The sequence below is a fragment of the Streptomyces sp. NPDC001816 genome, from assembly GCF_042892235.1.
GTDB lineage: Bacteria > Actinomycetota > Actinomycetes > Streptomycetales > Streptomycetaceae > Streptomyces.
The window spans coordinates 168,161-187,059 of sequence record NZ_JBIATY010000006.1; the positions used below are offsets into that span (position 1 = coordinate 168,161).

At 65.3% G+C, this 18,899-nt stretch carries 20 protein-coding genes and 1 pseudogene; 14 read left to right on the forward strand and 7 right to left on the reverse strand.

Annotation, left to right across the window (positions count from 1 at the left end; genetic code table 11):
- Positions 1–179 precede the first annotated feature (179 nt).
- Together ACFYZZ_RS22530 and ACFYZZ_RS22535 are read left to right on the forward strand one after the other, a co-directional pair.
- Positions 180–731, forward strand: a complete 552-nt coding sequence (locus ACFYZZ_RS22530) for a DUF5819 family protein (protein WP_389178685.1) — start codon at positions 180–182, stop codon at positions 729–731.
- Positions 732–810: 79 nt separating this feature from the next.
- Positions 811–1,866, forward strand: coding sequence for an HTTM domain-containing protein (locus ACFYZZ_RS22535; protein ID WP_389179746.1), 1,056 nt, complete (start codon positions 811–813; stop codon positions 1,864–1,866).
- A 498-nt stretch (positions 1,867–2,364) separates the two neighbouring features.
- Here ACFYZZ_RS22535 and ACFYZZ_RS22540 read toward each other — a convergent pair whose 3' ends face one another.
- Both ACFYZZ_RS22540 and ACFYZZ_RS22545 read right to left on the reverse strand, forming a co-directional pair.
- Positions 2,365–2,835, reverse strand: coding sequence for an NUDIX domain-containing protein (locus tag ACFYZZ_RS22540; RefSeq protein ID WP_389179749.1), 471 nt, complete (start codon positions 2,833–2,835; stop codon positions 2,365–2,367).
- A 2-nt stretch (positions 2,836–2,837) separates the two neighbouring features.
- Entirely contained in the window at positions 2,838–3,581 is a 744-nt protein-coding gene (locus ACFYZZ_RS22545; RefSeq protein WP_389178688.1) for an XRE family transcriptional regulator, read from the reverse strand.
- Positions 3,582–3,700: 119 nt separating this feature from the next.
- On the opposite strand from ACFYZZ_RS22545, the gene ACFYZZ_RS22550 reads away from it, so the two are divergent.
- The 5 genes from ACFYZZ_RS22550 to ACFYZZ_RS22570 all read left to right on the forward strand — a co-directional run bounded on the left by ACFYZZ_RS22550 (position 3,701) and on the right by ACFYZZ_RS22570 (position 7,298).
- Positions 3,701–3,931: a hypothetical protein gene (locus tag ACFYZZ_RS22550; protein ID WP_389178691.1), complete on the forward strand. Its 231-nt coding sequence runs from the start codon at positions 3,701–3,703 to the stop codon at positions 3,929–3,931.
- Positions 3,932–4,178: 247 nt separating this feature from the next.
- On the forward strand, positions 4,179–4,622 hold the full coding sequence (locus ACFYZZ_RS22555; protein ID WP_389178694.1) for a glycine-rich domain-containing protein: 444 nt from the start codon (positions 4,179–4,181) through the stop codon (positions 4,620–4,622).
- Between the two features lie 70 nt (positions 4,623–4,692).
- A complete protein-coding gene (locus tag ACFYZZ_RS22560; RefSeq protein ID WP_389178697.1) occupies positions 4,693–5,529 on the forward strand; it encodes a protein kinase in 837 nt (278 codons plus the stop codon).
- A gap of 175 nt (positions 5,530–5,704) precedes the next feature.
- Positions 5,705–6,178, forward strand: a complete 474-nt coding sequence (locus ACFYZZ_RS22565; protein WP_389179752.1) for a tyrosine-type recombinase/integrase — start codon at positions 5,705–5,707, stop codon at positions 6,176–6,178.
- A gap of 631 nt (positions 6,179–6,809) precedes the next feature.
- On the forward strand, positions 6,810–7,298 hold the full coding sequence (locus tag ACFYZZ_RS22570; protein ID WP_389178700.1) for a hypothetical protein: 489 nt from the start codon (positions 6,810–6,812) through the stop codon (positions 7,296–7,298).
- A gap of 375 nt (positions 7,299–7,673) precedes the next feature.
- Here the strand turns inward: ACFYZZ_RS22570 and ACFYZZ_RS22575 are convergent, their stop codons facing one another.
- The gene (locus tag ACFYZZ_RS22575) at positions 7,674–8,411 is read right to left on the reverse strand and encodes a GntR family transcriptional regulator (RefSeq protein WP_389178703.1); all 738 of its coding nucleotides are present in this window, start codon (positions 8,409–8,411) and stop codon (positions 7,674–7,676) included.
- Positions 8,412–8,597: 186 nt separating this feature from the next.
- Between ACFYZZ_RS22575 and ACFYZZ_RS22580 the strand changes: the two genes are divergently transcribed.
- The 7 genes and pseudogenes from ACFYZZ_RS22580 (at position 8,598) to ACFYZZ_RS22610 (ending at position 13,369) form a co-directional block, all read left to right on the forward strand.
- Positions 8,598–9,107 carry a hypothetical protein gene (locus tag ACFYZZ_RS22580; protein ID WP_389178706.1) on the forward strand — a complete coding sequence of 170 codons (510 nt, stop codon included), beginning with the start codon at positions 8,598–8,600 and terminating at the stop codon, positions 9,105–9,107.
- The gene (locus ACFYZZ_RS22585; protein ID WP_389178709.1) at positions 9,104–9,319 is read left to right on the forward strand and encodes a hypothetical protein; all 216 of its coding nucleotides are present in this window, start codon (positions 9,104–9,106) and stop codon (positions 9,317–9,319) included. Before ACFYZZ_RS22580 ends, ACFYZZ_RS22585 begins: the two co-directional genes overlap by 4 nt.
- A 26-nt stretch (positions 9,320–9,345) precedes the next feature.
- The gene (repSA, locus tag ACFYZZ_RS22590; RefSeq protein WP_389179754.1) at positions 9,346–10,734 is read left to right on the forward strand and encodes a replication initiator protein RepSA; all 1,389 of its coding nucleotides are present in this window, start codon (positions 9,346–9,348) and stop codon (positions 10,732–10,734) included.
- Entirely contained in the window at positions 10,731–10,937 is a 207-nt protein-coding gene (locus tag ACFYZZ_RS22595) for an excisionase family DNA-binding protein (protein WP_389178712.1), read from the forward strand. Before repSA ends, ACFYZZ_RS22595 begins: the two co-directional genes overlap by 4 nt.
- Positions 10,934–11,245 (forward strand): annotated as a pseudogene (locus ACFYZZ_RS22600) (site-specific integrase); the annotation flags it as partial. The gene ACFYZZ_RS22595 and the pseudogene ACFYZZ_RS22600, both read left to right, overlap by 4 nt.
- Before the next feature lie 216 nt (positions 11,246–11,461).
- Positions 11,462–12,160: a site-specific integrase gene (locus ACFYZZ_RS22605; RefSeq protein ID WP_389179757.1), complete on the forward strand. Its 699-nt coding sequence runs from the start codon at positions 11,462–11,464 to the stop codon at positions 12,158–12,160.
- A 645-nt stretch (positions 12,161–12,805) separates the two neighbouring features.
- A complete protein-coding gene (locus tag ACFYZZ_RS22610; RefSeq protein WP_389178715.1) occupies positions 12,806–13,369 on the forward strand; it encodes a hypothetical protein in 564 nt (187 codons plus the stop codon).
- 320 nt (positions 13,370–13,689) lie between these two features.
- On the opposite strand, the gene ACFYZZ_RS22615 is transcribed toward ACFYZZ_RS22610, so the two are convergent.
- From ACFYZZ_RS22615 to ACFYZZ_RS22630, 4 genes are all read right to left on the reverse strand, one after another.
- A complete protein-coding gene (locus ACFYZZ_RS22615) occupies positions 13,690–14,922 on the reverse strand; it encodes an MrcB family domain-containing protein (RefSeq protein ID WP_389178719.1) in 1,233 nt (410 codons plus the stop codon).
- Between the two features lie 221 nt (positions 14,923–15,143).
- The gene (locus tag ACFYZZ_RS22620) at positions 15,144–16,460 is read right to left on the reverse strand and encodes a hypothetical protein (protein ID WP_389178722.1); all 1,317 of its coding nucleotides are present in this window, start codon (positions 16,458–16,460) and stop codon (positions 15,144–15,146) included.
- Between the two features lie 554 nt (positions 16,461–17,014).
- Positions 17,015–17,692 (reverse strand): AAA family ATPase, encoded by a 678-nt coding sequence (locus ACFYZZ_RS22625; RefSeq protein ID WP_389178725.1) that lies wholly within the window; start codon positions 17,690–17,692, stop codon positions 17,015–17,017.
- On the reverse strand, positions 17,689–18,447 hold the full coding sequence (locus tag ACFYZZ_RS22630) for a GntR family transcriptional regulator (protein ID WP_389178728.1): 759 nt from the start codon (positions 18,445–18,447) through the stop codon (positions 17,689–17,691). The genes ACFYZZ_RS22625 and ACFYZZ_RS22630 overlap by 4 nt, the downstream gene beginning before the upstream one ends.
- Positions 18,448–18,899 lie beyond the last annotated feature (452 nt).

Sequence of the window (18,899 nt, forward strand, 5' to 3'; positions counted from 1 at the left end):
TGCGGGGTGGCGTTGCATCAGCGGATGCCGACGAGTCGGACCAGGCCGGCGCTGGGCTGACCGCGCAGCAGGGGGGCGGGAGACCGCCTGCGTTCCCAGCATCTTCGGAGCCGCCCGTCGCCCTGAAGGCCGGCGTACAAGTCGCCGTGACCCTGTGTCTGGCGGCGGCCCTGGTACACGTGCTCCTGGTATTCCTGCAGGTGGCACCACCGAATCCCATCTCCCGGCAGTACAGCCGACAGGTCAACGCCTGGGTCTTCCCCTTGTTCGAACAGAACTGGCGGCTCTTCGCCCCGGACCCGGAGTCGGTCAACCGGCAGATTTCGGCAAGGACCATGCGCACCGCCCCGGACGGCACCGTCCAGGTCAGCGGCTGGTTCGACCTGACTGCCGTCGACACATCCGCAGTGAAACACAACCCCTTCCCGAGCCACACAGCACAGAACATGTTGCGCCGGGCCTGGACTTCCTACCTCGAAACGCACGGCGGCGACGACCATTCGCGCTCGCAGCGCGCCCTGATGATCCAGCAATACCTACGCAACATCGCGGCGGATCGCGTCGCCGCCCACCGCCACGGCAGATTCGAGTCCATCCAGCTGCGGGTGATCACCCTGCCCATCACCGCGCCGCCCGCTGCGGGTGGCCCCGGTCCCGGCGCGGCCGCACCAGGGCCCGTCGACACCCGCTATCTGCCCTGGTGGAAGGTGGCCCGCAATGCAACAGGCTGAGCAGACATCGGTCGCGGCGGCCACGCCGACGCGCCCCGGACACGGCACCGAGCGAGCGAGCGCACCCGCGCCGCAGCAGATGCCGGCCCGTATCGCCACGCTCCTCACCCTCCTGCTGGAGCAGCCGATCTCCCTGTACGCCGCGGCGGTTCTGCGCATCGGGTACGGGTTCCTCTACTTCACCTTCCTGCTGCGCGAGTTCCCCCACCGCGACGCGATCTGGGGTCCCGGCTCACCGTGGACTCCGGCACTGGCCAGGCAACTCTTCGACCAGACCGGGTGGGTCAGCATCCTCACCCTGTCCGACAGCCGGGCCTACTTCGAGGTCTGCTACGCGGCAGCCATCGTCACTTCCGCACTGTTCATGCTGGGCTGGCGGACCAGAGCGGTGTCCATGCTGTTCGCGGTCGTAGTGACGTCGTTCCACGCCAGGGCGATCTACATGGCGGACGGAGGGGACAACCTCATCCTGCTCATGGCCCTCTACCTCGTCGTCACCGCATGCGGCCGACGCTGGTCCCTCGACGCGCGCAGGACCCGGCTCCGAGCATCTGCCGGCATGACAGTCCGGCTTCCGCTGGACCAGGCATCCGGCGAGCTGCGACGCCACCTCCGCGACGCGCGCCTGACAGTGATCACCGTGCTGCACAACTGCGGCATGCTCGTCATCGCCGCCCAGGTCTGCTTCCTCTACGGATCCGCGGGCCTGTACAAGGTGCAGGGCGCCTCCTGGGGCAACGGCACCGCCCTCCATTACGCCCTGAATCTCGACCTGTTCCAGCCCTGGCCCGAGCTCTCCGCCATGGCGGACGAACACGACGTACTGATCGCCATCGCCTGCTACCTGACAGTGCTGTTGCAGGTGGCCTTCCCGTTTGTCCTGTTCGGCAGGCTCAAGTACCCCGTCCTGACGATGCTGCTGGGCATGCACGTGGGTATCGCGGTGTTCCTGGGCCTGCCGCTCTTCTCCGGCGCGATGATCGTCGCGGACGCCGTGTTCCTTCCCGACCGCTTCTACCGGTACCTGGGACAGCCGTGGCGGCGCGTTGTCCCGTGGGCCGATGTCGGGGAGGCGCGGACTCCGACCCCCACTGAGGCTGCACTGGTGCCTGCGCAGTCGGGACCGGTCGGCTGAGGCCGGCACCTGGTACCTCTGTACGGCGGCCGGAATTCCCTCCCCCCGGAGCAGGGTGACGATCCCATCGCGAACGGAGTGGGCGCCCTCGCCAGACCCCAGCGTTGTCGGTCGGACAGGCGTGGACTGGTGCCGCGACCGTGAATCTGCCCTGATGTCCAACCCACGGCTGATGGGCGTGTACCGCAGCCGCCTGCGCCATGGCTCCGCCTCGACGCAGAGGACGCGCCGGTCTCGTCTGAACGGCCGCGAACGGCACTGAATGAGACGGAATTTGAGACGGCCGGACTCGTTGGCATGCGTACCCACCTCGCCGATCAACCGGCTCATGGACCCAGGTGAACGCCCCCAACCGCACCCCTCACCGCCACCAACAGACTTGGAAAGCGTGTTGTGAGAAAGCTCTGCCTTTCTCCGAATGACCGATGATGGTCGTGATCAACGGCCTCTGCGTGCCGTCGTTGCGATCAGGGTTGGCGTCACCGCATTTTAAGGAGGTCAGCCGAGATAGGGCCGCTCACGGTGCTCCAGGAAGTGACGGATCCGGAGCCGCTGCGTGTGGTGCATCGGCAGTTGATCAATCTCCTCCGGCTGGACGAACCGCAGCTCCGTGGACTCGTCCGAGATCGCGAGTCGGCCGCCGACCACACGGGCGGTGAAGCAGACGTTGAACTGTCTGCGCACCTCGCCGTCCGAGTAGGCGATGATGTGGCGAGGGTCGGTGTACGTGCCCACGAGCCCGGTGATCTCTACGTCCAGACCCGTTTCCTCCTTCACCTCGCGGACGGCCGTTCCTGGGAGTGAGTCGGTCATCTCCATGCCGCCACCGGGGAGCGCCCAAAGATCGTTATCCCGCCGGCGCTGAAGGAGAATGCTCCCTTCGCCGTCGGTAACCACGGCGGACGCGGCGACAACCAAGCTGTTCGGCTCAGGTGCCGCTGGGTCGTCGTAGTACTCGGTCCGTGCCATGGTCAGCCTTCTCCTACCGGCGTCGCGGTCTCCCACACCGCGTCGAAGCTGCTGGCGTAGGTGTCGAACATGCCGCCCTCTCCGCTGCGCCGAAGATGCCACACGGGAGCACCGTAGGCGTTCACGCCCCAGACATGGGCATTGACCATCGCCTGGTCATCCGCACGATAGATCGAGTTGTAGAGCGTGGTGGCATGGGTCCGCACGTCGATGCCGGGTACCCCGGCAAGGGGGCGATAGTGCATGAGGGCGAGTCGGCAACGGGACTCGATCCCGTGGCCGAACCTCTCTTCCTGGCCGCGCTGTTGGACATTCGCGCTGTCCGGGTCGCCGATCGCGATACGGACCACACATCCGTCGGCAGCTCGCTCTCGCAACAAGTCGTTGAGCCGCGGGTACGCCTCGTGCAGGAAGACGGCCGCATACACCAACACGTCGATGTGCTCGCGGGCCTGGGTCAGCATGTCCACGAAGGTGGACACGGGGATGTCCGCGCGCTGGTCGTAGAGAGCCACAAGTTCCGGACTGACGGCGCGGGCGGGGCGTGCCTGCCGGAGCGCGGGCCATAGAGCGTGCACGTCTTCTCCTAGCGTTTCCGCTGCCAACATGGCGGTGGCACGGCGCGGCGTACGTCCCAGATTGACCCATCGTTCGATGGACTTGGGATCGACTTCGACTTTTTCCGCGAGGGCGGAGTACGTCCAGCCGCCGACCGCCATGGCAGCACGTAACCTCTCGTTCGGCATTCCAATCTCTCCTAACACCGGGGGACGGCACTAGGGACGTTCTACCCGACGCGGGACGTCCCGAAGTGGGGTTTGTCGGAGGTTCCGACGTCCTGTTGGACGGCAGGATGCTCGTGCCCATGGCGAGCAACCAGCAGACCAGACCAGGCATTGGTGAACTGGCGAAGGACACAGCCAGTGGACGTATCGGCGTCGTCATGGGTGAGGTCGGCGCCCGGGTGCAGATAAGGCCCATCGGTGGCGGCGTCGAGTGGGACGCCAAGCCGGGCAACGTGGTGGCGCCGGCTGCGCGGGAGGAACTGACTGCCCGCCTGGCCATCAAGAACGGCAACAGCCGGGACGGCCTGTGATGCGCGCCATCGGCTGGTACGCGGGGGTCCTGTTCATCATCATGATCAGCGGCTCGTGCGGCCTGGTGATCGGCATGGCCCTCGGTATCAGCCAGTAGACCGGCCGCCCCGAACGGGGTGCCACCTTCCTTGACTCCCCCTTCCCCGTTCGGGGCTGGCCTTCCATTCCCCGGTCGTCATAGGCGGTGCCTCGGCGACCGATGCGGGCGCAAGTGCCAGAGCACAGCGACACTCAAGGAGTATTCGCATGACAGCAACGGCCAACGACCAGAGGACCGGTCGCGCGGTGGCTGGTGAGGGGCTGTTCGACAGCCTCACCCACTTCGTGATCGTCCACAACGGGCAGTCCCGCGAGCGGGCCGAGCGGATCGCGGACCAGGCGGTGGCCTTCGTGGTCACCGCAGCGACTGCCACCGTCCCCATGGTCCCGTCGGACGACGTGGACCTCGGCCTGCACGCGCTGATCCTGCACACGAAGGAGTACGCCGCTCTGTGCGAGCGGTACGCGGGCCGCTTCCTGCACCACAACCCGATGCCGGGTGGAGGCGCCCGCGACCTGGAGAAGGTCGCCGCCTCGGCACACGCCATGAAGACGGCCGGGTTCATGGTCTTCGACGACCTCTGGACCGTGGACGGCACGAACCTCGCGCAGTGCGACTCGGACTGCGGCCGACCGTACGGTCAGGCGTAGCACAGGACAGCAGCGACGCGGCCGGCCTCGACTCGCGGCCGGCCGTGTTCGCCCGGAAGGAGAAGAGACGTTGTCCGGGTCACCCGCTGAACTGCCCATCGTGGTGCTCGACGCGCTCATGCCCACGGCTCAGCGCCTGGTCGTGAACCGTCGGGGTTCCATGGTCTGGGAGGTCGAAGGCAATCGGGGCCACTACGCCGTGAAGCTCGGCTACCCGATCGAAGCCACGGCCGACTGGCCGGCCCAACCCTGGACCGCGCTCGCGCCCGCGCGCGAGGGGACTGTCCTGCATCGCCTCGGGTTCGATGACTTCGCGTACGGCGAGTGGGAGCGCGGAACGTGGAACTTCCAGCCCTGGCATGAAGGGCCCGATCTATACCAATTGTGGGAGCCCTGCCGTGGGCGAGAGTCCACCGTCGAACCGCACACCAGTGTGGCGTTGGGCTGTGTGGAGGCGTTGGCCGAACTCCATTCCAAGGGCTGGGCACACGGCGACGTGCAGCCCGCCCACTTCATCATCGGGCCGGAACGGACGCACCTCATCGACCTGGCTCTTGCCCGAGGCGGGCACGTTCCCGAGAGCTATGACTTCCCGTTCCGCGGCTGCCTCGTCCACTACGAAGCGCCGGAGATCGCGCGCAGCGTGCTCGCAACCGGAGAAGCCGAAGCGACGCAGGAAGCCGACATCTATGCCCTTGGCGCTTCGCTGCTGATCTCCGCCACGGGCTGGCGGGCTGTCGAGTACGCGGACGACGCTCCTCGTCCCGTACAGAGGGAGGCTGTGGCGGCCGGAAGGCGTCGGCCGGTGAAGGTGCCTGGCGAGATGGGCGAACTGATCGACGCCATGCTCAGCCACGCTCCCAAGGACAGGCCCACGATCTACGAGGTGGGCAAGGCGCTGAGCTGATCCCGAGACGCCCCTTCATCCGGCGTCGCTCGGGCCGCCACGGCCGACAACGCCAAGACCGGACCACCCCTCAGCCTGGACAGCATTCCGGGTGGTCCGGTCGCGGAATCCCTGATCAGGACCCCGGTGCCGATGGTACCGGGGCAGTTGGCGTGCTTTCGGCGGCGAGCTGCTGATCGTCGCGCCGAAGACTCAGCGCTCGGCGCGGCGCGTAGCCCTGCCGGCCGAATGCGTGACCGCGCTCCGCGCTCAGCGCGCCCAGCAGACTGCTGACAGGAAGGCCGCGGGCAACAGCTGGAAGGGCACGGGTCAAGGCCTCGTCTTCACCACGAAGAACGGGACCCCCATCGAGCCGCGCAACCTGAACCGATCCTTCGAGGCGCTGTGCGCCCGCGCCGGAGTCCGTAAGGTCCGCTTCCACGACCTGCGCCACACCTGCGCCTCGCTTCTCCACGAACAGGGAGCCGACGCCCGCATGATCATGGAAGTCCTGGGCCACAGCTCGATCCGCGTGACCATGGACATCTACACCTTCGTACGGCTCGACTCCCAGCGCTCCGCCTTCGACCGCGTCGGGGACGCACTGAGGGGTGACGGCAGCAGGCGGGACGATGACGACGGCGCGGCCGGTGTCCCCGTAGGCGTCTGATCCGCCCTGCGCCCGCCTTCTGAGGCGGTTGCCGTCAGACACTGCCGTCAAGGCAAAAGCCGGAGGCCCTGTGGATCGCTCCACAGGGCCTCCGAACTGTTGTGCACTCGGCAGGATTCGAACCTGCAACCTTCTGATCCGTAGCTCTATGTGGATCGGTCGGTGAAGGTCATACCGGTCGCGCTACGGCCTTACGAGGTCGCCGCCGGACGGGGTCGGTTGCTGTGGTTGCTGTACTTCGCTGCTGTACTGCGACGGTCCAGGGCTGCAGGCTCAGTCTTTGCGTGTGATCGAGTGGAGGAGCGCCAAGACTCCTACGCCGACGAGAATGGCAGCGCCCCAGGTGGGCTTCACCGCTGCCATCCACGTGCACCCGCCTGCGATGACGAGCAGCAGTAGTGCCCGCGTGCTGAGCAGGTCGTCGGGCGGCTCCGATGAACCCCCCGAACGCTGTGGGCGGGATCGGCGTACAGTCATCTATGTGTCCTTCTGGCAGCTTGACGGACGTCGGAGGGTGTAGAGCGGCCTCTCGTTGCAGCGAGGGGCCGTTCGTCGTTGCAGCGACGAACCAAGGCTCTAGTGACTATGGTCCTCGGCTACATGTGAGGAAGCGTCAAGATAGCCTTGACACATGATGAGGCCTTGGAAGTGGCTGTCGATCACTCGCCCGTATTGGCACGAGGCGCTCAGGTCCAAGGCCGCACGTGGGGTGCGTCTCGCCATTGAAGAGGCAATCGACGATTACGAGACCATCGTCTACCCGGGGTGCGATAAGAGAGCGGCCTTGATCGAGGCGATCCGGGCGGTCGAAAGCTTGCGGGGTCAGCTCAATGAGGAGTTGCACCTACTCGTCGCCGAGGCTCGCCACGAAGGCGTGAGCTGGGGACAAATTGGCAAGCATCTGGGTTGTTCGCGTCAGGCGGCTCACCAGCGCTTCGGCGGCGGACTCAGCCCTGAGCGGCTCAAAGCCCTTGACGAGCAACTCGCCCATGCTCGGGATTGGGCTGAGTCGATGGACCTTCAGTACGGAGATGACGAGAGCTTCGACAGGGCCATCAACTTCTTGGAGCAGCAAGAGGAGCTGGATCAAGAGCCGCGTGCCCGCAAGCGCTCTTCGTAGGTCGGTGGAGCGGCTTTGGGCTGGAGCTGCTTTGGCGCGAGTGATCATGGCCCCGTAAGCTTCCGGCGCGTCGGGCAGTCTGTGGACCTGCCCGGTAAAGCACGACGTTGGGGCCATGATCTTCGAGGCTCGCGCCAAAGTGGCTGCCTAAAGCCGTGGAGCCGACCGCCCCAGCCACGACGTGTTCTGACTTCATGCACTGTGTGCCTGCCTCTTGGGCGGGCGCGGGCGGCCGGCGGTGCCGAGCGGGGCGGAGACATGAGCGCGGGCGCCGCCGGCCGCCCGCGCCCGCCCGGAGGAGCGACGCGACGACGGGTGCTTGATGAGGTAGAGAAACCTGTAACCGGCTCACAGCCGCGCGGCCCGTGGCTTGCGCTACTCCAGGTCGTAGTCGGCGGCAAGCTCTCGGTCTGGCCCCATGAAGTCGCGGGCGTACTCGGTGACCTGTCCGTACTGGTCCCAGTACGTGTTAGCCATGGTCAGCGCCAGGCTCCCCGGTTGAAGATCCAGGAGTAGAGCCACATCTTCTGGCACGGGTCGAATCGACACGACGTCGCGCCGCTTGACCGCCCGACGTCCTGTCCGGTCCTCGATCAGGCCGAAGGTCATCTTCGGCAACGGTCCCGTAGACGTAAGCTCTGGAGCGGCTTCCCCCAACTCCCCCGGCAGCCATGACGTGGAGAGCGCAACTACCCCGTCTTCGTCCAGGTAGCGTCGGCGCCGCTGGACTACCGAGCTCCCCTCGTCGACCCCGAGGGCATCGGCCACTTCCGTGTTCGCTGGCACTACTTCGGCACTCACGATCTCGACTCGCTCGCCTGGCCGGAAGCCGCTCCCCGTAGTCCGCTGGAGCTGGAGTCGATCTGGGCCGGTTGTGATCTTGCTGGGCATGCGCGCCACCGTTCCAATCCCCGGGATGGTCTCTGCATAGCCCTCTGCCCGCAGCACTGCTGCGACTCGGGTAGCCGTGGCGACCGATACCCCCTCATCGCGAACGATGTCTCGGACAGACGGGATGCGGTCGCCCGGACGAAGCTCGCCACGCTCGATCTGCCCTTTGATCTGCGCGGCAATGCGCTGGTAGGGCGGCAAGGCGGGCGCGGATCCGGGCATGTCTTCAGCTCCTGTTCTAAAGCACTTCAGAACACTCCTTGACGTAGGAGGTGCTCTAAAACACTATAGAGCTGTACCCGCTGCTCCAACAGGGCGGGAACCAGCACATGCCATTTGCCCGGGGGCGGCGCTCCTACCGCCAAGCAGATTCGCCGCCCCCTTCGTCCCGTGAAGGGAAGCTCCATCATGCCCGCAACGCTGGTTGCCCCGCAGGCCCCGACCACCGAGTTAGCCGAAGAACTGTCTGGCATGGAGCGCGCGGTTGCGCTGTATGCCTCGGACATGCCGAGTCGCTACCGCCTTCAGGGGCCGGTGGACACGACCTTGATCGGCTGGATCGCCCAGGGCGCTGCTCGGCTCGGCCGTGAGGAGATCCGACGGCGCGCGTCCTACCTGGCTGGCCACCGGAAGCTGTGGCTGCGTGACATGACGACCCCGGAGATCGACCGCCGTCACAAGGAGCGCTTCCCCTCCAAGCGGCGTCTCGGTGTCGCCGAATCCATGGCGTCGACTTCCCTCTTCTGGGCCCCAGTTACCCCGGCCGCGCGGGAGCTCCCGGCCGCGATCGACGGTCCGTGCCCGAAGTGCGACGACGCCGGAAAGCTCTGGGGCAACTGGGTCATCGATGACGCCTCCGACTGGTACGAGGAGGGCTACCGCCCCTGCTGGCTGTGCCAGAACGGCGGTGCCGCGTGAGCGTCTTCCCTTCCTGCCTGGACCTGCTTGAGCGGCCGACGACTTGCCCCGGGTGCCGCACGCGCGCCCCGCGCTGGGCCTGGGTGTCCGTCGACGGGCTGCGGGTGCTGACCCATGACGGTGACGTGATCTGCCCGGCGGATCCGACGTTCGGTGCCCCGGCCGTTCCCGAACCGACACCCGTGACCGAGTTCGCGGGGGTGGCTGCGTGACGGTCTTCCCCGTCGCCCCTGAGGCCGTGGCCAGTGCTGCGGCCTCCTTGGGCACCGACCCGATCACCCTCGCCGACCTGCTGCGCGTGGCGAACTCGCCCGGCTTCGACCGCTGGCAGGAACAGATCCGCCGCACTGGCGGCTGTGCTCACCCGATCCGGCTGCGGGGCGAGACCGTCACCCGTGACGCCAAGAGCGGTGACGTCCTTTACTCCTACAGCACCGAGCGGGAGCCGGGCGGCATGCTCCGGGTGGCCTGCGGCAACCGGCGGGCCTCCCGCTGCCCTGCCTGCGCCTGGACGTACGCCGGGGACACCTATCACCTGATCCGGGCCGGGATCACCGGCGACGAACGCAAGGACGTGCCCGCCACGGTTCGGGATCACCCCCGTGTCTTCGCCACCCTCACTGCCCCGTCGTTCGGTCCCGTGCACAACCGGCCCGACTCCGGCCGCTGCCGCTGCGGGAGCTCCCACTCTGACAACGACCCGGCGCTGGGCACGGCGCTCGCTCCCGGCCGGTACGACTACGCGGGCGCGGTGCTGTGGAACAACTTCGCCGGGGACCTGTGGCGCCGGTTCACGATCTACCTCCGCCGGGAGATCGCCGCCCGTGCGGGCCTGACCCAGTCAGACCTGAAAGAGGTGTGCCGGGTCTCCTTCGGCAAGGTCGCCGAATTCCAGAAGCGCGGTTCCGTGCACTTCCACGCGGTGGTGCGGCTGGATGGTCCGGACGGCCCGGACACCACCCCGCCGGCATGGGCCACGGTCGCGCTCCTGGACGACGCCATCAAGGCTGCCGCCGCTCGCGTCTCCGTACCCGTCCCAGCCTCCGGCGACCACCCGGCGCGCACCCTTCAGTGGGGGTCGCAGGTTGACGTGCAGCCCATCGGCGCCCTGGGGCAGGAGGAGCTGACCGAGCAGGCCGTGGCTTCCTACGTGGCCAAGTACGCCACCAAGGCAGCCGAGACCACCGGCACCGTGGACCGCCGGATCGGGGAGCTGGCCGAACTCGACAAGCTGCCGCTGCCCGCCCACACCCGGCGCCTGCTCGAAGCCTGCTGGGACCTCAACGACGCTTACCCGGAACGGCTGCTGGCCCGCTGGGCTCACATGCTCGGCTTCCGCGGCCACTTCTCCACCAAGTCCCGCCGCTACTCGACCACGCTCGGCGCCCTCCGCCAGGTCCGCGCCGACTACCGCGCCCGCCAGGAGCGCCGCGAACGCGGGCTCTCCGAAGACCTCGACGATTCGGAGGGTTCCACGCTCGTGCTCGCCCACTGGACCTATGCCGGACAGGGCCACACCCCCGGCGAATCCTGGCTCGCCGCCACGATCGCCCGAGACCTCCGGCTGAACCGAGAGACAGCACGCGAAGCACTGCAAGAACTCGAATGGGAGGAAGCCGCAGCATGACCACGCCCGTGATCCAACCCAAGTGGCACACGACGGCGGAGGTCGCGGCCATGCTCAAGTTCAGCCTGTCCAAGACCAAGATGTTGGTGCTGACTGGAGAGATCCGTTCGGTGAAGGTCGGCCGCAACCGCCGCATCCTGCCGGAGTGGGTTGATGAGTACGTCGCGCGTGTCACCTCTGGAACCGGGGCGGTGTCGGCATGAGTGGCAAGCGCGCCAACGGCGAAGGCTCGATCTACCCGTACAAGAACGGCTTCGCGGCCTACGTCTGGGTCGACACTCCGGAGGGCAAGCGCAAGCGGAAGTACGTCTACGGCAAGACTCGCGACGAGGTTCACGACAAGTGGATCGCCCTGCACGCCGAAGCGAAGAAGGGGCCGGTCGCCACTCGCCACCGCACCCTCGCGGTGTTCCTCGCCTACTGGCTAGAAGAGATCGTGAAGCCGAATCTCGCCCCGCTGACGTACGTCTCCTACGAGGGCTCCGTACGGCTCTACATCAACCCGCATCTTGGCTCGAAGCGACTCGACAAGCTCACCGTTCGCGACGTCCGGGAATGGATCAACAAGCTCACCCGCACCTGCCAGTGCTGCGCCCAGGGCAAGGATGCGAAGCGCGGTCCGGCACGACAGCGGTGCTGTGCGGTCGGTGAGTGCTGCGAGACGTACACCTCCCGCCGCGTCGTCCAGGCGGCCCGCGATGCCCTTCGTGCGGCCCTCACCCACGCCGTGGCCGAAGAGGAGATCGGCAAGAACGTGGCCTCCCTGGTGAAGGTCCCGAAGCCTCGACGTCGGAAGATCAAGCCTTGGTCGGTTGCCGAAGCGGGCCGGTTCCTCGCCGATTGCGCCGCCCGCGACGATCACCTCTTCGCGGCCTGGATGCTCGTGCTCTGCCTCGGCCTCCGGCGGGGTGAGGTGCTGGGGCTCACCTGGAAGTCAGTGGACTTCGAGACCGGCGAGATCTACGTGGATCACCAGATCCAGCGTGCCGGGCGGCAGATCTTGCACCGGGAGACCAAGACCGAGGAGTCCGACGACTTCCTTCCTCTGCCGGCGCTCTGTGTGAAGGCGCTCCGGATGCGCCGTGCACAGCAGAGCGGCGACCGGAAAGCCGCCGGGGAACTGTGGCAGGGCAGTCATGATCTGGTGTTCACGACCAAGTACGGCACCCCGATCGAGCCGGGCAACCTCACCCGCATGTTCGCCCTCCGGGTCCGCCGCGCTGGCCTCCGAGTGATCCCGCTGCGGAACACTCGGCACACGTGCAGCTCGCTCCTCGTCGCTCTCAAGGTGCACCCGAAGGTGGCACAGCGGATCCTCCGCCACTCGCAGATCGCCATGACGATGGAGGTCTACGCCGAAGCGAGCGAGGAGGAGGTGCGGGCCGCGCTCGGCAAGCTCTCCGATGCCATGGGCGGTACCGGCTAAGGCGGTTGCTGTACTTCGCTGCTGTACGCCCCCGAAACGCAAGAGGCCCCGGATCTCTCCGGGGCCTCTTACCTGTGTGCACTCGGCAGGATTCGAACCTGCAACCTTCTGATCCGTAGGCGCGTTCACCCCGGATTCATGCGGCGCCGACCAGCCGCGAAGCACCGTCAATCCAGGGCTGGGGGCCGATGCTGGTCCACTGTCGTGCGCCGGCGTACGTGGCTGTTGATGTCAGGCATTGATGTCAGAGTGCCATCCCATTCCCGCTGGTCAAGTCGCCGTTAGCGTCTACCTCTGGTTGCTGGTGCGGCACTTCGCGGAGCGTTGCCAACGGGGACGGCGATCCCGATCGACAGCTGGCGGTCGCGGATGTGGCTGGATACCTGGGTGTAGCTGGACAGATGCATCACCACGGACCGGCAAGCTGCTGTGCCGTCGTGGTCGTTGTTGGTTGGTCGCGGCCGTCGTCGGTCTCCCTCGGACGGCCCGGGGACGGCCCAGTTCATCGACGCTTCGTCTAGCGGTGCATCAACGCAGTGGTCCGGCCCGTCGCTCCAGAATGGCCCCATGCTCTGACTGCGGGGCGGCGAACTATAGGCCCCGGAGTCGTGGTCAGCGCCACGGCTGCGCTCAGAGAATGGATGCATGGATCAAGGGGCAGCAGCAGTGTTCGCTGGTGTGGCTGGGCTCATCGGAGCTGGAATCGGTGGACTGGCCACTGCGTACGGGGCGCGCATCGGAGCACAAAAATCTATAGAAGCTGTCGGACTGCAGGTTCAGCGGCAGTCCGCAGCAGAGCATGGCCACTGGGTCAGGGAGCAGCGCAGAGAGGTGTGTGTCTCCTTCATCGATGCTTTCGTGCGATACGCGAAGGGGCTGGTCGACTGCTCGAAATTCGTCAATACACGCACTGTTGTGCCCTCGGACACAGCAGCAGACCTATCCGACTCGCGGAACTCTCTCATCATCCTGCGGGGTCATCTACAGCTCTGGGGACCTCAGGCCGTAGTAGATGCAGCGTTCGCACTGACAGACGCTGTGAGGGCTACGTACGACTGGGTCGAAGAATGGTACGAAATACTTGAATCAGGAGATGAGTCGCATATCGACTCACACATAGCAAGAGACCAAGAGCTAACGACTTCCTTGGGGGCCGCTCGGCTGGCGTTCGTAGCCACCGCTAGAGACGTCCTCGGGACGCCGACCTGAGCAGCATCTGGATCACACACGGCCCAGAGACGGCCCACGACGCCTAGTCCGGCCCCGACCACAGACAAACGCCTGGTCGGGGCCCTAAGCGGCCGCACCGCGCAGACTTCATCTACTTCTGGCCGCTGTACACGGGCACGGCGATCCCGATCGACAGTTGGCGGTCGCGGATGTGGCTGGACACCTGGGTTTAGCTGTGTGGACCTTGCACGAGGGCGCGGCCGGCGGCCGTGCCCTCGTGGTCGATGCTGGTCGTCATTGGCTGTCGCTGGCCGCCCTCGGACGCCCCAGAGACGGCCCAGCGAGATGAGCCAGCAGATTTACAGCGGGCCCTGTCCACCATCGGTGACCTGCGGTTCTTTCTGTGCACGCCGCTGCTGGGGGACGCCTGGGGGAACCAGGGGCGAATTCCTAGTCGCCTCACCGGACTGTGGACTGCCGACCCGCGTCCGATACGCGTACGAGATCACCGTGAGATCTGCGTCTTCCACAACCCACGGTGAGGTGCAATGGAGAACGCCCCCAGATGTCGCCGGCTCCTCCCCCGTGCGGTCCAACTCGATCGAGTGCACGACGACCAAGGCGTTGTCTGGGTAGTACTTCCGCTGCTTCTCAACCTCTGCGCGCGTGAGAATCACCTCCAGCCCTGCGGAGGTCGTTCCCTTGACCTCGACGTGCAGCCGCCGTTCGCCCCTTGTGAGCAGAAGGTCGAAGGACTCCTTGTCACCGACGTCCTTGACCTTCCACCCTTGTGCCTCAAAGTGCTCAGCGGTCATGCGGACACTGTGGCGCTCGATGGCTCGCCGCTCGCCAGACGTGAGCAGAAAGCCCTGCCCCGACCTGCCCGGCCGTGAACCGCTGCGGGTGCGCCGGCCAGCGGTCTTCGCCGCGCTCTGCTCAGCCTCTACCACCTCCGGGGTCGGATCCCCCGGGACGTAGGGAGCCAGCCGCTCGGCCTTGTAAAGGGTGCCGAGCAGACCCGCCATGAAGCGCAGGTCTTCCAGCAGGGTCTCCTGTGGGGGCATCTGATCGCGCTCGTACCCGATGGCCAGCACGTTCCCGGGCTCGTAGCCCCTCCCGAGAGGGGTCCTGGCGTCCAATTCGATAGTCCCGCACAGGTCCGGACGCTCGGTCGTGGCTTCCGCCAGTTGAGGCAATGCCCAATCGACACGGGCCCGGAGGTCTTCGAGCCTGCGCGGCTTGAAGACACCTCCTGTCCAGATCGTCGTCCCTTGGTTTAGAGACAGGTAGACCCTCCGGCCGGAGGCACTGAACAGGTAGACCACATACCACCCGATGGTCGAGCTCGGAGACTCCTCACGCCCGAACACACGAACCCACGGGATCTCCGACTTGAGCCCCGTTCCGTCGCGACCCTCGACACCCAAGTCATCCAGGGAAATGCCGAGCGCAGTCGACAGACGGTCCCCATCCGCCCGTAATAGATCAGGCAACAGCTGCCGAACGATGACACCTCGTTCCTGCATCTTCTCCGTGTTCGCCGCCGTCCAAGACGGCTGAAGCTCAAGGACCTTACCCAGGAGATCATCCACGCTCGGCAGAGTAGTCCTGGGCACTGACAACGGACGGCGGGCCGTAGTTCCTGCTCAAGCGCTCTGATCAGGGCATGATCCCGACGCGCTCGGGGCGTCCTGAGTACTCGCACGTAGGACTCATACCTCTTACGTTGCATGTCGGGGGTTCGAGAGGTCAGATCACTGTCATTCCATGATTCAGCCCACATGACCCTCGGGACCCTCGGGTAGCTTCCGAGTTACGCCGGTAGCTTCAAGTCGGAATCTTGGTCAATGACTCTGTTCTCCTCTAGGAGGAGACGAACGACCTCGATTACCCGACGGCGAGATTCTGGGTTATGGGAGTTATAGAGAGCCCCTGCCAGGTCGCCGATGTCATGTACCGAAACCGGAGTTCCGTTCTCCAGAAGAAACAGCACCAACTCGCCATCAAGTTTAAGCTGCCAATCGTCATCTAGTGCATCGACTTCTTTCGCCATCTCCGTCCACGTGTGACGTACGAGATTTCCGTCAGAAATCAGCACCGCTCGGCGATTCACCAAGCGGACAATGAAGTCGATTACATTTGACCACGGAAATGGCTTTTCTGGATCATGAAGGAGCTCATTACTGCGAGTGTCTCGGGTGACGGAGGCAGCTTTGCATATCAAATCGTGGACACTGAATTCTCCGGGATGCTCCGTAACCTGCTTCTCCATCTCTTGGTAGACGGCGGTGCGCACTTCTTGAAATGGCCCGAAGTTTCCCTCGTGGCGCAGAATGTCAATGAATTGATCCGACTTCCGAATCCTACTTCCATGGGCGGGGGAGCCGCCTGAAGGCGTACGCGATAGGCCGACCCTTCCACCTCTTCCGCCAACCTGACGCGAGCCCGTGGCAGTGCCTTCCGGTAGCGCAGCTCTTCCGGTCGCGGTCAAGGCAATCAGCTGCCCAGGCTCCTCTCCTATTACCTCCACGAAGCCGCGCTTGCGCGCCAGGGATAGCAGTACAGAGACGAACCCCGCTTTTGACGTAAACTCGCTGTACCCCTTGTCAAAGCGCGGATCCCGTGCCGCAAGGCGAGGGCGAAGGCTCGTTTTGTGCATCGGGCTCGGCGCGTCAGCCAACGCAGATATAACCGCGTCTACCGCTTCCTCCTCTGGCATAAATGTCTCGTCCCACCTAAGAGGCTCACCAGGGAGTCCTCCCTGGGAGTATCGGTTCAGGGGTTCAAAATGGATCCTACCGGGATATTGTGTATTCATATAAAGAACCCTCTCCTTCACGTTCGCGTGAAATGAGAGGATCTTGACGGTCTCGCCGCGCGCAAGGATTTGCTCTACTTGCTGAGCCACAAAGTTCTCCACGCCGACGGCGTTAGTGAAATTCGGAACATTCGCCACGTCGGCTGCAGGTGTTGTGGGTGCCCCGCGCTGAACTGCTGGCAATTGGCGGAGGAGGCAGATGACCTTGAAAGTTCCGGGTGAAAGGCGGTTCTGATCCACTACGGCTGCCAGGACGTCCCCCTCGGTGCCCGCCCAAGCTCTAGTTAGGTCTATAACCCACTTCTGAGTCATGATTCTCACTCACCCTGTAGTCGATAGGTCAGCCCAGGGAATCCTGTGGCTGACCTATCATCGCCGCTACGTCTCTATCCGCGAGACAGAAGCCAAGCGATTACGCTCCACATATTCCTCCACACCTCATGGGCGAGCACTCCCAGAGTCACCTCAAAGGTGATGTCTGGGTAGTGCATGTACGCCACCAGTGCGGCAAGAACGAGGAATGCGCCGAATAGTCTGTACTCTTCCATGCACAGTCTCTTTCACCTCGTTTTTGAACAAGGGGCGACTGGGACTTCATGACTTGAGGACTTGACCTGATCGGCGTGTGACAAAGACAGGGTCTGACTGTTCTCGACTGAATGGCATTTAGACGTCGACTCAGCGACGGCTGGCGGGGAAAGGAGAACCCGCCGGCGGACTGCAGGCTCTCAAGCCCGCATTTATCAACGTATCGCCGTGCCGTGGCCCTGTCTACCGGAGACGTTGCGTGAACGCGCAGGCATGGCGAGGCGGTTGTATGAGCGGCTCGACCGCCCCCTAGGCAATGAACGGGGGCGGGCCAAGAGTCAGGAGCGGGCGGCTTCCAGTGCCCCGATCACGGCCTCAGGATCGCCGCTGTACCTGAAATGCGGTTCGTCCGACTCAGGCGGCACGAAGCGTGTGCGGTAGCGCTGAAGATCGCTCTCAGAGAAGTAGATCGCGTTGGGGTCGTGAGCGTGGGCTTCGTTGCGCTTGCTGATTCGCGACCAGAGTTCGCCGTGACTTGCTGCGAGATATACAAGCACCGGAGTTGCGCTGGCTTCGGTGGCGATGGCTCGCCACCGAGCACGGTCATCCGGGGTCCAGAAGCCATGGTCAACCACGACATCGTGTCCCGCCTTGAGCTGGTCGCGGAGCTCAACCGCCACATCCTCAAGGACCGGACGCTCAAGGGTCGGGAAGGTGCCCCGTGGGAAGTCCACCCCGTACACGCCGTGACGGCGGTACATCTCCTCGTCCGGGCACAGGCGCACGAATCCGCGAGCGGTCAGGGCCCGGGAAAGGGTGGTCTTGCCCGAGCCTGGAAGGCCGGCCATAAGGACACAGAACGGCGGACGTGAGGGCATCGGTCTCGTCAGGGTTTGGGAGATCGCAGACATCTCCGCTTCGGCTTCTGGAGTGAGCGGGCCAGCACGGTGAGCGGCAAGCAGAGCCTCCAGGCGATCTTCAAGCACGCTCATCAGCGTGTCGTCGAGGGTCGTCACTGGGAAACCTCCGATTCCGTCCGCCATGTGCGGCCGGGGCCCCCGAGGTCGACACCGTACTCCACGACGTTCCCCTCACTGTCGACGAACTTCGCTGTCATCACGACCACGGGTTCCGTCGGCGGGTTCTCAGGGTCCAGCTCCAGAAGCTGGGCGTCCTCCGCCGTCAACAAGCGCGCTGAGGCGGTGTCAATGCGATGACTGATCGGAAGACCAGTCACCTCGGCGATGAGCTGGAGCGAGGTTCCCCCGGCCAACCGCTCGCTCTTTGCCAACTGTGGGATCAGCCTCCCGTACTGAGCCGGGATCCAAGACGTACTGTGCGCCACGATGCCGTGCCGGTCCCTGTACACCCGACGCCGGCGGATCACGTCGGAGCGAGGCTCGATGCCCAGCGCCTGCGCCACCTCCGGGGGCGCGGAAACCACAGCGGCCTGGTGTGAGTCGGACCTTTCGCCTGATCCCCAACTTGATCCGGTACGGCGACCCCGGTCCTGACGCTGAGATCCCGAAGACATTGGAGCGGGCCGGTCCAGGACTTCCGTCCCAATGCCGTGAATCCCCCTGACCAGACCCTCATTGCGCAGCTTGCGCAACGCCTTCTCGGCCGTTGCGGTGCTCACGCTCCACTCCTCCGAGAGGTTCTTGATGCTCGGCAGGAGTGATCCCGGCGGTAGCTGGCCGGACTCGATCAGCTCCGCGTAGTGGGCGGCAATCTTCGCGTATGGCGCTCGATTGTCGGCCTGACCTGCCATCTCGTCAGCTCCCTCGTCTCCAGTTCCCTGCGGTTCCCTAGCCTACCGCTTGACACCACAGGGAACCCTAGGGAACCTTAGGGATGTGCCCGCCGGTCGGAGCATCGCCCGAGGGTCACCGTGCCCCGGTATGCCCGCATTGAAGGCGCGGGTACCGGCTCGGAGCAGCACCCACGCCCGGAGGAAAGCCCGCGAGGGTGAGTACGAAGGCAGCGGCAGTTGGTTGAGAATTCAACAGGGGTTCAAGTTCGACGGGGTGTGAGCCCCGTCCCCGGAACGGCCCGGGTGATGGCCGTCGGCGGCCACTTCGAGGCGGGTGCACCTGTCCCGCCCTGCGTGCCAGCTCTGGAAGACACCCGTGGGGATCATCCATTCATTTCTGGAGGTCAGCCCTCGGGTGCCACCTGGTACGCGCCGCCCTGCTGGCGTCAGAGCAGTGAGGATGACGCGCC